Origin of the sequence: uncultured Sutterella sp. (assembly GCF_937923675.1) — a bacterium.
Lineage (GTDB): Bacteria > Pseudomonadota > Gammaproteobacteria > Burkholderiales > Burkholderiaceae_F > Sutterella.
In genome coordinates this window covers 1-12,666 of sequence record NZ_CALDXB010000013.1, presented here as the reverse complement: position 1 = coordinate 12,666, position 12,666 = coordinate 1, and the positions used below count along the sequence as shown (strand labels likewise).

12 protein-coding genes and 2 tRNA genes are annotated in these 12,666 nt (G+C 58.3%); 5 read left to right on the top strand and 9 right to left on the bottom strand.

What is annotated here, in order from left to right; all coding sequences use genetic code 11:
• Window positions 1-122 precede the first annotated feature (122 nt).
• The 9 genes from secG to Q0106_RS01080 all read right to left on the bottom strand — a co-directional run bounded on the left by secG (window position 123) and on the right by Q0106_RS01080 (window position 7,288).
• Window positions 123-482: a preprotein translocase subunit SecG gene (gene secG / locus Q0106_RS01120; RefSeq protein WP_139687805.1), complete on the bottom strand. Its 360-nt coding sequence runs from the start codon at window positions 480-482 to the stop codon at window positions 123-125.
• A gap of 42 nt (window positions 483-524) precedes the next feature.
• Complete coding sequence (gene tpiA / locus Q0106_RS01115; RefSeq protein WP_297607761.1) at window positions 525-1,280, bottom strand: triose-phosphate isomerase; 756 nt, start codon at window positions 1,278-1,280, stop codon at window positions 525-527.
• Between the two features lie 213 nt (window positions 1,281-1,493).
• Window positions 1,494-3,620 carry a polyribonucleotide nucleotidyltransferase gene (gene pnp, locus Q0106_RS01110; protein WP_297607757.1) on the bottom strand — a complete coding sequence of 709 codons (2,127 nt, stop codon included), beginning with the start codon at window positions 3,618-3,620 and terminating at the stop codon, window positions 1,494-1,496.
• 266 nt (window positions 3,621-3,886) lie between these two features.
• Window positions 3,887-4,156, bottom strand: a complete 270-nt coding sequence (gene rpsO / locus Q0106_RS01105) for a 30S ribosomal protein S15 (RefSeq protein WP_139689139.1) — start codon at window positions 4,154-4,156, stop codon at window positions 3,887-3,889.
• Window positions 4,157-4,304: 148 nt separating this feature from the next.
• Complete coding sequence (locus Q0106_RS01100; RefSeq protein ID WP_152157841.1) at window positions 4,305-4,970, bottom strand: amino acid ABC transporter permease; 666 nt, start codon at window positions 4,968-4,970, stop codon at window positions 4,305-4,307.
• A 262-nt stretch (window positions 4,971-5,232) separates the two neighbouring features.
• Window positions 5,233-5,985, bottom strand: a complete 753-nt coding sequence (locus tag Q0106_RS01095) for a basic amino acid ABC transporter substrate-binding protein (protein ID WP_297607753.1) — start codon at window positions 5,983-5,985, stop codon at window positions 5,233-5,235.
• A gap of 228 nt (window positions 5,986-6,213) precedes the next feature.
• Window positions 6,214-6,948: a DNA polymerase III subunit epsilon gene (gene dnaQ / locus Q0106_RS01090; RefSeq protein WP_297607750.1), complete on the bottom strand. Its 735-nt coding sequence runs from the start codon at window positions 6,946-6,948 to the stop codon at window positions 6,214-6,216.
• A gap of 131 nt (window positions 6,949-7,079) precedes the next feature.
• A tRNA-Gly gene (locus Q0106_RS01085) sits at window positions 7,080-7,154 on the bottom strand.
• A gap of 43 nt (window positions 7,155-7,197) precedes the next feature.
• Window positions 7,198-7,288, bottom strand: a tRNA-Ser gene (locus Q0106_RS01080).
• A gap of 190 nt (window positions 7,289-7,478) precedes the next feature.
• Between Q0106_RS01080 and Q0106_RS01075 the strand changes: the two genes are divergently transcribed.
• The 5 genes from Q0106_RS01075 to Q0106_RS01055 all read left to right on the top strand — a co-directional run bounded on the left by Q0106_RS01075 (window position 7,479) and on the right by Q0106_RS01055 (window position 12,220).
• The gene (locus Q0106_RS01075; protein ID WP_297607747.1) at window positions 7,479-7,928 is read left to right on the top strand and encodes a DUF1178 family protein; all 450 of its coding nucleotides are present in this window, start codon (window positions 7,479-7,481) and stop codon (window positions 7,926-7,928) included.
• A gap of 110 nt (window positions 7,929-8,038) precedes the next feature.
• Window positions 8,039-8,590, top strand: coding sequence for a hypothetical protein (locus Q0106_RS01070; RefSeq protein ID WP_297607745.1), 552 nt, complete (start codon window positions 8,039-8,041; stop codon window positions 8,588-8,590).
• Between the two features lie 303 nt (window positions 8,591-8,893).
• On the top strand, window positions 8,894-10,723 hold the full coding sequence (locus Q0106_RS01065) for a carbon starvation protein A (protein WP_297607742.1): 1,830 nt from the start codon (window positions 8,894-8,896) through the stop codon (window positions 10,721-10,723).
• Window positions 10,724-10,883: 160 nt separating this feature from the next.
• Entirely contained in the window at window positions 10,884-11,684 is an 801-nt protein-coding gene (locus Q0106_RS01060; protein ID WP_297607739.1) for a thymidylate synthase, read from the top strand.
• Window positions 11,685-11,725: 41 nt separating this feature from the next.
• Entirely contained in the window at window positions 11,726-12,220 is a 495-nt protein-coding gene (locus tag Q0106_RS01055; protein ID WP_297607736.1) for a dihydrofolate reductase, read from the top strand.
• Window positions 12,221-12,666 lie beyond the last annotated feature (446 nt).

Below are 12,666 nucleotides of genomic sequence, written 5' to 3'. Positions count from 1 at the left end.
GATTGCTCCGCTACCCCCTCAAAGTAGTGCGTCTACCAATTTCGCCACGACCGCGGCCCTTCAAGTTGTTCTCTGCTGATTTGTTTTTGAACTGAGGTGTTCATCAGCAGAGGAGAAGAATTCTACCTCGGAATTTGATTGACGGGGGCATTATTTTGATTGTTGGGCATCCCCTGTTCTTGGGATGCCGGCTGCTCGACCGTCGAAAGGACGCCGCCCTGGGGGACGGAGGCGCGCTTGTTGAAGGCGCCGGAGGCGAGCGTAAGCGCAATGGTGGAGCAGAAGAAGACCGTAGCGGCAATGGCGGTGGAGCGCGAGAGGAAGTTCGCGCTGCCCGTGGCGCCGAAGACGGAGCCGGAGGCGCCGCTGCCGAAGGCTGCGCCGAGATCGGCGCCCTTGCCGTGCTGCATCAGCACGAGGACGATGACGACGACGGCTGAGATGATCTGCAGAACAAGCGCAATGCTGAGCAGGAAGTGCATGGTTCTCTAAACCTTTAATGCTTGGAAAAAAGTGGGGTGAAATCAGGGTCTGGCCGCAGAGAGCGCCTCGCCGATGCTGTAGAAGCTCTGTGCGTTGAGAGAGGCGCCGCCGACAAGCGCGCCGTCAATGTCGGCTTCGGCAAAGAGCGAAGCTGCATTTTCAGGCGTGACGCTGCCGCCGTAAAGAATCGGCGTGAGCTTGCCCGCTTCCGGAGCCGCCTGCACGAGGCGCGCGCGGATGCCGGCATGGACGGTCTGAGCCGTTGCCGGATCAGCAGACCTCCCGGTGCCGATCGCCCAGACGGGTTCATAGGCGATTGCGCCGATGCTTTCGGGCTTCAGAACAGCGAGGACGGCATTGAGCTGACGGAGAATGACGGCGGGCGTTTCTCCGCGCTCGCGTTCCTCGAGCGTTTCGCCCACGCAGATGACGGGACGGATGCCGTTCTTCACGAGCGCAACGGCCTTCATGGCGACGCGGTTGTCCGTTTCGCCGTAAAGGCGGCGTCTTTCGGAGTGGCCGACGATGGCGAACCGAATGCCGAAGTCCGCGAGCATCGCCGCAGAGACTTCGCCCGTGAAGGCGCCGGAGGAATTTTCATTTACGTCTTCGGCGCCGATTTCAATCGAGGTGTCCCGGCAGGCTTCGATGAGCCCGGGAAGATAAATGAAGGGCGCGCAGACAACCGTGCGGCAGGAAAGGCGCACAGGTTCCGCAAGGAAGTTTTTAACCCAGAGGGCATTGGCTTCCCGACTGCCGTTCATCTTCCAGTTGGCTATGACGATTCGTTCGCGCATGAAGTATTCGTAGTCTCTCTAAAGCGGGAAAAATTCCCGGATTCCGCAGGGGATAAAGAATAATTCTAGCTTCTTTGTCCCCGGCGGGGCTTATGCGTGGAAAAGCCGGCGTGCGTCTTTATTGAGACGCAGGGCCGGCTTGAAGCTGCAGGCGCTGCAGACATTTGCAGCGGGAGAAGGATCAAAAAGCTCCCTTCCCGCCGGAGTCAAACGTTACTGCTGCTGGGCGCCTTCATCGCGCAGAAGCGCCTTCATGGAAAGACGAACGCGGCCCTTCTCGTCGGCTTCGATGACCTTCACGCGGACCTTCTGGCCTTCCTTCAGGTAGTCGGAAACGGCGTTGACGCGCTCGTTGGCGATCTGGCTGATGTGGAGGAGCCCGTCCTTGCCCGGGAGGAGCTGGACGATGGCGCCGAAGTCGAGGAGGCGCGTGACCGTGCCTTCGTAGATCTGACCGGCTTCAACTTCCGCCGTGATGTCCTCGATGCGCTTACGGGCAGCAGCAACGCGGGCCATATCGGGCGAGGAGATCGTGACGGTGCCGTCGTCCTCAACGTTGATGGTCGTGCCGGTTTCCTCGGTGAGCGCGCGGATCACGGAGCCGCCCTTGCCGATCACGTCGCGGATCTTTTCCGGATTGATCTTGAAGGAGACCATGCGCGGAGCAAAGTCGGAGAGCTCCTTCGCGCCGCCGCCGGCCATGTCGTGCATGCGGCCGAGGATGTGCTGACGGCCTTCATGCGCCTGCGCGAGGGCAGCCTGCATGATTTCAGCCGTGATGCCTTCGATCTTGATGTCCATCTGGAGCGCGGTCACGCCGTTTTCCGTGCCGGCCACCTTGAAGTCCATGTCGCCCAAGTGATCCTCGTCGCCGAGGATGTCGGTGAGGACGGCAAAGCGGTTGCCTTCCTTGATGAGGCCCATCGCGACGCCGGCGACGTAGTCCTTCAGCGGAACGCCGGCATCGAGCATCGAGAGGCAGCCGCCGCAGACGGAAGCCATCGAGGAGGAGCCGTTCGATTCGCAGATTTCGGAAACAACGCGGATCGTGTACTGGAAGTCTTCAGCAGAGGGAAGAACAGCCTTCAGAGCGCGCTTGGCAAGACGGCCGTGGCCGATTTCGCGGCGCTTTGGGGAACCGACGCGGCCCGTTTCGCCCGTGGCGAACGGGGGCATGTTGTAGTGGAGCATGAAGCGGTCGTGCGATTCTTCGCAGAGACCGTCGATGATCTGCTCATCCTGCTTCGTGCCGAGGGTCGTCGTGACGAGTGCCTGGGTTTCGCCGCGGGTGAAGAGGGCGGAGCCGTGGGTGCGCGGAAGCACGCCCTGGCGGATTTCGATCGGGCGGACCGTACGGGTGTCGCGGCCGTCGATGCGGGGTTCGCCGGCGAGAATCTGCGAGCGGACGAGATGAGCTTCGAGCTCGAAGAGAATGCCGTGAACTTCGTTCATGTCGGGCGCTTCGGTGCCGGCGGCTTCGGCGTCGGCGGCGAGCGTCTTCTCGACGAGTTCATAGACTTCGCGGAGCTTGTCGTTGCGGGCCTGCTTCGAGCGGATCGCATAGGCGGCGTGGAGGCCTTCGTTGGAGATCTCGGTCACACGGGCGATGAGCGCTTCATTGCGGGCGGGCGGCTGCCAGTCCCAGGCGGGCTTGCCGGCCTTCGCGACGAGTTCATTGATCGCCTTGATGGCCGTCTGCATTTCGCGGTGGCCGAACATCACGGCGTCGAGCATCGTCTTTTCCGGAAGGATGTCGGCTTCGGATTCAACCATGAGCACAGCGCGTTCCGTGCCGGCGACGACGAGGTCGAGGCGCGAGGTCTTCAGCTCTTCAGTGGTCGGGTTGAGAACGAACTCGTTGTTGATGTAGCCCACGCGGCAGGCGCCGATCGGGCCGCGGAAGGGAATGCCGGAAATGGCGAGAGCGGCGGAGGTGCCGATCATCGCGGGGATGTCCGGATCAACCTGCGGGTCGGCGGAGAGAACGTGAATGATGACCTGTACTTCATTGAAGAATCCGTCCGGGAAGAGCGGGCGGATCGGGCGGTCAATGAGGCGGCTCGTGAGGGTTTCCTTTTCAGAGGGACGCCCTTCGCGCTTGAAGAAGCCGCCGGGGATGCGGCCGGCCGCGTAGGTCTTTTCAATGTAGTCGACGGTGAGCGGGAAGAAGTCCTGACCGGGCTTGGCTTCCTTCTTGCAGACGACGGTGGCGAGAACCACGGTGTCGTCCATGCGGCAGACGACGGCGCCGGTGGCCTGACGGGCGATTTCGCCGGTTTCAAGCGTGACGTCGTGATTGCCGAACCGGAAGGACTGCGTTGCTTTATTGAACATCGTCATGAGTAATGCTTCCTTATTTCTCTGGGAGGATGTCTTTTCGCTGACGTTCCATTTCTTCCCGCTTTCGCCGGCGGTTCGGATTCGAATCGCCGGCACGCTGCGGTTTGAGCATTCACGGCTTGAGAAAAGTAAGTGCTCAAATCGCAACGCGCTTGGGGTGGAAGGCAGGAAGATGAGGGGTTTTCGTCAACGATCAGACGGGGTTGGCAGATAGGACGACGGCCTGTCGAAATCGGCAGGCCGTTGTCTTGAGAATCTCTTCGAGCTTACTTGCGCAGATTGAGCGTGTCGATCAGCTTGCGGTAGGCGTTAAGATCGGTGCGCTTCAGGTAGTCAAGGAGCTTGCGGCGGCGCGAAACCATGCGGAGCAGGCCGCGGCGGCTGTGATGATCCTTGGCGTGGACCTTGAAGTGATCCGTGAGGTGATTGATGCGGGCCGTAAGAAGGGCCACCTGGACCTCGGGAGAGCCAGTGTCGCCTTCGGCGCGCTGGAACTTGGCAACGATCTCAGACTTGGTCAGTTCAGACATGGATATTCCTGTCAAAGAGATGGTAAAACTTGCGGACACGAGCGTTGTGACTCGAGCCGTGAAAGCGGGCATTTTATCTGCCTCACGGGCGCCATGCAAGCAAAATGCATTGTTTTTTCATCATGACGCCCGGAGACGGGAATTTTGTTGAGTATTAACGATCGTCGGACTTGCGGAAGCGCTTTTCGAGCCAGGAGATGAAGCGCGAAATGGTGAGCGTCATCACGAGGTAGAGAATCGCAACGCAGGTCCAGATTTCAAGCGTGCCGTAGGTTTCAGCAATGATGAGCTGGCCGGAGCGCGTGAGTTCCTCAAAGCCGATGACGGAAACGAGCGAGGAGTCCTTCAGCATGGCGATGAATTCATTGCCCATCGGCGGGATGATGCGCTTGAAGGCCTGCGGAAGGATGATGTAGCGCATCGTCTGCGTGTTCGTCATGCCGAGCGAGAGGCCGGCGCGGTACTGGCCGAGCGAAATCGACTGAATGCCGCCGCGGAAGATTTCCGCAATGTAGGCGCCCGAGTTGAGCGAGCATGCCGCAACGGCCGCCACATAAGGATCAATGCGGTGCCCCACGATGTTGGGGAGCGCAAAGTAGATGATGAAGATCTGAATGAGGAGCGGCGTGCCGCGGATGAAGTCGACGTAGACCTTCGCGGGAATGCTGAGGAACGGGCTCTTCGAGAGCTGCAGGAGCGAGAGCAGAAGGCCGAGAAGCAGACCAATGCCTACGGAGAGCGCGGTGATTTCAAGCGTGAGGCCTGCGCCGCGCAGAAGGAGCGGGAAGCTCGAGGCAATGAGGGAGAGATCAAATTCCATGGTGTTTCTATAGAGACTGATCAGTGCCGGAGGTCCGCCGGCTGTGGGAAAAACGGATGAAGGTTCATCCGGACTCAGGTTGACGCAGCGAGCTGAAGCGTGCCTGAGGATAAGCAGCTCAGCTTCCGGCTTTGGTCCGGCCGCGGCATTCTATATGACGCCGGCATCGCGTTCGCGAAAAGAACGTCGATGCCGGGAAAATGCCTGTCTCAGGAACTTCCCTGACAGGTCTTGCTGGCGCGCGCGAGCGGCGTCCGAAGGATTATTCCTGGAACCACTTGCTGTAGATCTTATCGACTTCGCCCGAAGCCTTGAGGTCTGCATAGGCCTTGTTGAGCTTCTCGAGGAGCTGGGTGTTCCCCTTCTTCACGGCAAAGCCGAAGCTCTCTGCATCGGCAATGTAGGGCGGAATCGTGAGGACCTTCGCGGCGCGCTCCTGGTTCTTGAGGTAGTAGGCGAGCACCGGGCGGTCGAGCACGACGGCGTCGGAGTTGCCGGACATCAGGTCCATGAAGGCTTCGCTCGTGGTATTGAAGCTGGAAACCTTGGCGCCGGGGATCGTCTTCGCCTTTTCAGCGCCCGTGGTGCCGATCTGAACGGCAAGGTTCGTGTTCTTCAGATCGTCGAAGGTCTTGTACTTTCCGACGTTCTTTTTCTGAATGAGCATCGAGAGGCCGGACGTGTAGTAGGGCGTCGTGAAGTCGACGCGCTTCTGGCGTTCGGGCGTGATGGAAACGCCCGCGGCGATCACGTCGATCGTGCCCGTCATGACGGCCGGAACGAGGGCGTCAAAGCCCATGTTGAGGATTTCGACGTCGTAGCCCGCCTTGTCGCCCACCGCGCGGATGAGATCCATGTCGAAGCCCGTGTATTCCTTCGTCTTCGTATCAAGGAATTCGAAGGGCGCAAAAGTGGGCTCAGTGCCGACGCGCAGCAGGTCGCGGGCTTCACCGATCGAAGCGGCAAGACCGCAGGCAACTGCACAGGCGCAGACGACAAAATTCTTGAACTGCATGACTGAATCTCCGGAAGTGGTTTCTCGTTCGTATTCCGGATGTCCGTCGCTGGCGGATAAACCGGATCATATTTCCGGGGATCATAGCGGGGGGCCGGCTTCGCTCTCTGAGCAATGTCGTCTCTTCTTGTCCCAACCGGAATTACGATGGTTTTCCTTGAGGATTCATGCGATTAAAGCGCGAGAATGGCCGTGCTATTGGCGGATTTGGTCGACAAAAAGATGCGCTCAGGATGCGGATTCCGCAGGCGCCGCTTCAACCGCTTCCCGGCGCCAGGCAGGAGTGCTTTTGGACTTCTTTTCGGCAATGTCGAGGATGCGGTTGTGTTCAGCAAGCTCTTCTGCAGTGGCGCGGATGATGACGCAGTCCTCCTCCTTCGGCATCGGGGGAAGATTGTCGATGTCTTCATTCACAAGCGTGAGCGTGTCCTGCCCGCGGGTGAGAGAAATGTAGACCTCGGCAAGCAGCTCCGCGTCAAGGAGCGCCCCGTGGAGCGTGCGATTGGAGTTGTCGATCTCGTAGTAGCGGCAGAGCGCGTCGAGGCTCACGGCGCGTCCGGGGAGAAGCTTCTTGGCGAGCTTCACCGTATCGATGACGTCGCAGTAGTCCTCGATCTGGCCTTTCCCGATGCGTTCGAGCTCCATGTTGAGGAAGCCCGTATCGAATGCGGCATTGTGGATGACGAGGGTTGAATCACGGACGAAGTCGAGGAATTTATCCGCAATTTCAGCGAATTTAGGCTTGTCGGCAAGAAATTCCGTCGTGATGCCGTGAATGGCGACGGCGTCCTCGGGCACCTCGCGCTCCGGATTGATGAAGATCTGAAGGTGGTTTTCCTTGGTGCTCTTCATGACGCGGCCGTCGAGCGCCACGCAGCCGATTTCAATAATGCGGTCGCCGCCTTTGGCATTGAGGCCCGTGGTTTCGGTATCAAGCGTAATCAGACGATTTCTTGCGGCCATAAAGTTCACCCGTGAGAGGAAAGGAAGATCGGGAAGCGAGAAAAATTGTAGCCGCGCAGAACGTCAGTCTTCGTCGCACGGAAAACAAAAAAGCCCGGCAGAACTTTCTGTCGGGCTTGACGTCTTTCGTCTGGAGCGGGCGAAGGGAGTCGAACCCTCGTCATCAGCTTGGGAAGCTGAGGTAATGGCCGTTATACGACGCCCGCTTCGCGCGCCTTGATGAGACCGGCTCATCAAGATAAGCAATTCTGGCGGAAGGAGAGGGATTCGAACCCTCGATACGGAATTTCCGTATGCCGCCTTTCCAGGGCGGTACAATCAACCACTCTGCCATCCTTCCATGAATGTCCTCAGACGCTTGATCCGGCCCGTGGTGATTGGGTATCGAATCGCGAGGGCAGTGCCCTGAACTGAGGAAGCGGAATGTAGCATGTTCCTTTTTAATTTGTCAAGTTTTTTCCCGATAACGGGCTGAATTTCTTCCTGCGGCGAAGAATCCGGGCTTTGTTTCCCTCCGGCGATATCCTTCTATGAGTTTGAAAATCTTTAATTTTCAGTGTGCAAACGGTCACGTTTTCGAGGCGTGGATCCGCAGCGACAACGCGGAAGACCTGCCGGAAATTTGCCCTGCATGCGGCGATGTGAATCTTCGGAAGCTCCCGTCGGCAGCAAAGATTCGGCCGGTGGAAGGAACGACGAGAAGCGATGTTGAAGAGGATCTCGCGGCGAGAGACGCCCGGAAAGCACGCGAGCTCGGGGAGGCGCTGAGAGCGCAGGCGCTCGGCATTATGCGCGAGGTCGCAAGGAAAGCCGAGGATGTCGGGGAAGCTTTCCCGGAAACGGTGCGGAACATGGAAAAAGGCAGCGTTCCGAAAAAGCTTGTGCGCGGCACCTGCACTCCGCTCGAAGCAGCGGACCTGCGCGCGGAAGGCATTGAAGTCTTTGATCTGCCCGATGAGGCGGTCGATACGCTCAATTAAGATTTTTGGCGCATTCCTCCCGTTAAAATCCTCCTGCCTGCCGGAATGAGGAAAGAACCTCATTTGAGCGGCAGTGCGTGATGCTTTATTCAATTGAGCGACATTTCCTTATGCAGCAGTTTCCTCCCGTCAATGAAGTCAGGCCTTACGGCGTTGTTGATCTCACCGATCAGAGCACGATGCTTCTGGTGCTTGAGGAGCTCGGCATCGCTCACCTGCAGGATGAATGGCTGAGGACGCATACGCCGGAAGCGCCGGATGCCGCACAGGCCGCTGAGCAGCATAAAGAATTCTTTGATGATCTCTGCGCCATTCTCGAAGGAAAGGCCGGCCCCGACCGGGTGGAGCCTAACGGCTGGGCGGGCGTGAGGCTCGCAGCGCACCTGAGAAAGGCCATGCCGGAGGTTCTTGCCCGGTCGCTTGCCGAGGCGGGAAAGGAGAGCAATCCGTCGCTTTCTCCGGATCACGATGTCGTTGCTGCGGCGCTTCAGGCTTTTGAAGCCTCGCTCTCGCGCCTCTCGATTCATCAGGAAAAAATCAAAACGGAAGGTGCTCAGGCGGATCCCGCTGAATACATTCAGCTCATGATCGGCTGGTCCGGCGTCTTCTCCGGAAAGGCAGAGTCGCTTAAGCTTTCCGACCTATATATGCCTTACCTGTAAGGAGGTACGGCTAGGCCTGAGGATTTGAGGGCAAATGCCTATTGCCATGGCCTTTTATCAATAAAAATTGAATTCCTAACGGTCTGACATCTTCGCTTACAGTGCGGCTGATGGGTAAACTTCGGCTAGACGCTACGAAAAGTCTGCTTGTTTTCGATAAGAGCGAATACCTCTAGGGGATTACGATAATAATTACCTCTTTTGGCGAAGTCTGAGCGAGGCTCATTCCTCATCACTCACTCGAAAGCGACGGTTCTTTTCCCTCTGGCGTTGTCCCATCCACAACCAAAGGAAAAGATCGTTATGGAAACGCTGAACGGGGTGAATGCACTCACCATCGTATTCGCCGCTCTATGCATCTTTGCAATCGCATACCGCTTCTACGGCTTATGGATTGCTCAGAAGGTGCTCAACATCAATGCCGCCCGCGAAACCCCTGCCGTGCGCTTTGATGACGGCAAAGACTATGTGCCGACGAACAAGTACGTTCTCTTCGGCCACCACTTCGCCGCTATTGCTGCCGCCGGTCCCCTTCTCGGGCCCGTTCTTGCCGCGCAGTTCGGCTATCTCCCGGGCCTGCTCTGGATTCTGATCGGCTGCGTTCTCGCGGGCGGCGTGCACGACATGGTCGTGCTCTTCTGCTCGGTACGTCACCGCGGCAATTCGCTCGCCTACATTGCGAGCCAGGAAATCGACTCCACGACGGGCCGCGTTGCCGCCTGTGCAGTGCTCGCGATTCTGATCCTCACGCTTGCGGGTCTTTCGATTGCGGTCGTCAACGCGATGCACAACTCGCTCTGGTCGACCTACACCGTGGCCGCGACCATTCCGATCGCCATTCTGATGGGCCTCTACATGCAGGTCTGGCGCAAGGGCGATGTTTCGGGCGCCACGATCATGGGCGTCGTGCTCCTCTTCCTCTGCATTCTGTCGGGTCCGTGGGTTGCCTCGCACCCTGAATACTTCGGCTTCCTTGACATCGACAAGCCCGAGATGAGCCTCCTCATCCCGATCTACGGCTTCTTTGCCTCGGTCCTTCCGGTGTGGCTCCTGCTCCTGCCGCGCGACTATCTCTCGACCTTCCTCAAGATCGGCACGATCGGCGCGCTCGCGATCGGCATCGCCTTCGTGATGCCCAACTTCAACATGCCGCCCCTCACGGAATTCATCCACGGCGGCGGCCCGATCATCGGCGGCCCGGTGATTCCGTTCCTCTTCATCACGATTGCCTGCGGCGCGCTTTCGGGCTTCCATGCCACGATCGGCACGGGCACGACCCCGAAGATGATCGGCAATGAAAAGGACGTCCTCTTCGTCGGCTACGGCGCCATGCTCATGGAAGGCTTCGTCGCCATCATGGCTCTCGTTGCCGCCTGCGTCCTCGTTCCTGCCGACTACTTCGCGATCAACGCTCCGGCCGACAAGTTCGCCAAGCTCGGCATGTCCGTCGTCGAACTCCCGCAGCTCGAGGCTGAAGTTCAGGAAAGCCTGATGGCCCGCCCGGGCGGCTCGGTGTCGCTTGCCGTCGGCATGGCTCACATCTTCTCGAAGATTCCGTTCATGGAAAGCCTGATGGCGTACTGGTATCACTTCGCCATCATGTTCGAGGCGGTCTTCATCCTGACAGCTGTTGACGCCGGCACCCGCGTGGGCCGCTTCTTCCTGCAGGAAATGATGGGCAAGGTCTGGCCCAAGTTCGGCGACAAGGAATGGTGGCCCGGCATTGTGATCACCTCGGCAATCTTTACGGGTACCTGGGGCTACCTCGTCTGGTCGGGCGACATCGGTTCGATCTGGCCGCTCTTCGGCATCTGCAACCAGCTTCTCGCCTCCGTGACGCTCCTGATCGGCACGACCGTCATCATGCGCATGAACAAGGTGAAGTACGCCTGGGTGACGGGCGTTCCCGGCATCCTGATGACCATCATCACGTTCTGGGCCGGTCTCTGGCTGATCTTCAACCAGTACCTTCCCAACAGCCAGATGCTGCTTGCCTTCCTCTCCGCGCTCATCATGGTTCTGATGCTCTTCGTGATCATCGGCGTGCTACGCCGCTGGGTGGCTCTGCTCAACATCCATACGACCGTCAAGGACTCGTACGGCGTTGAGGTGAAGACCATCGTTGAGGAATAACCTCATGACGCATGAGCCCGGGAAGCGCCGCTTTCCGGGTCTCTGAAGCTTCGAAGCGCTCTCCGGGCAAAATCCCGTGGGAGCGCTTTTTTCTTCACGTGCGTCGCCCGACTCCGCAACCTTATAATCAGCGTTTTCGTTTTTTCGAGCGGAGGAGCTGATGGCATCCAATCAGTACGAAACGCTCCTTCGGGAGATTTTTGAAAAGGGGACCCATAAGTCCGATCGAACCGGCACCGGCACCCGGTCGCTTTTCGGCTGCCAGATGCGCTTTCCGCTCTCGGAAGGCTTTCCGCTCGTGACGACGAAGAAGCTCCACCTGCGCTCGATCATCTACGAACTCCTCTGGTTCCTCTCGGGCTCGACCAACATCAAATACCTGCACGACCACAACGTAACGATCTGGGACGAGTGGGCGGATGAAAAGGGTGACCTCGGTCCCGTTTATGGTCATCAGTGGCGCTCGTGGCCGACTCCGGACGGCGGCACGATTGATCAGATTTCGGATGTCCTCAGGCGCATCCGCGAGACGCCCGATTCACGCCGTCTCGTCGTGACGGCCTGGAATCCCGCGGAGCTCTCCAAAATGGCGCTTCCGCCCTGCCACTGCCTCTTCCAGTTCTATGTGGCGGACGGGAAGCTTTCCTGCCAGCTCTATCAGCGCAGCTGCGACATGTTCCTCGGCGTTCCCTTCAACATCGCGAGCTATGCGCTTCTCACGCACATGATTGCCGAGCAGTGCGATCTGCAGCCCGGCGACTTCGTCTGGACGGGAGGCGACTGCCACATTTACGACAACCACGTCGAACAGACGAAGCTGCAGCTTTCGCGCGAGCCCCGTCCCTATCCGAAGCTCGTCATCGCGCGTCGCCCTGCATCGCTCTTTGACTATCAATACGAAGACTTCTCGTTCGAAGGCTACGACCCCTGGCCCGCCATCAAGGCGCCGGTCGCGGTGTAAGGCGATTCCAACCTTTTGAATTCCTACCAGGAGACCTGCAGATGGCTTCCATTGAACTGATAGCGGCAGCCGCCAGAAACGGCGTCATCGGAGGCGGGAACCGCCTTCTCTGGCGCATCCCTGAGGATTTCGCGTTCTTTAAGAAGACGACTTACGGCTCGCCCGTCCTGATGGGGCGGAAGACCTGGGAATCGATCGGAAGAGCCTTGCCCGGACGCCTCAACATCGTCATTACGCGCAGACGCCTCTCTCTCCCGAAGGGCGTGCTTGTTGTCCGGTCGCTTTCTGAAGCCATCGAGGCTGCCGGCGATGCGGAGCGCATTTTTGTGCTCGGCGGCGGTGAAATCTATCGTCAGGCGATGCCGATTGCGGACAAAATCTGGCTCACAAGGATCGATCAGGATTTCGAAGGCGATACGTGGTTCCCGACCATACCCCGGGCAAAATTCAGAAAATCAGTTTTGAAAATCCTGTTTCCGACCGCTCGCCGGCCATGGCGGGTTGAGTTCGAGGAATGGTCCCGGCGCCCCCTCTGAACGCACTTTACGCACAGCAAGATTTCCACACAGGTTCCGACTTCATAAGAGAAGCGGAACCTTTTCATTTGTTAAAGCCGGAATCATTTGCAGCAGAGGGCGTTTCGGCATGAAATGCCACTCGAAAAGAGACACTTGTCCACAGGCCCGGGAGGAAGGTTTTCCACAGAAAATGTGCATAACTCCCCATCAAAAAGTGCACAAATGCTTTCTTCGCAAAGGAATCATGCAGTTACGAATTTGCCTATTTTTTAAGCAAATTGATTTTCAGGCTTATTCAGAACCGTGTACAGAGGAGAACCAGATAGCATGACATACATTTTCAAATGGCAATAAAAAAGAGCAACTGTTCATCACAGCTGCTCCAATTTCCAATGCGCTTTAATTGAAATGGTGCGCCAGGCAGGATTCGAACCCACGACCCTCTGGTTCGTAGCCAGATACTC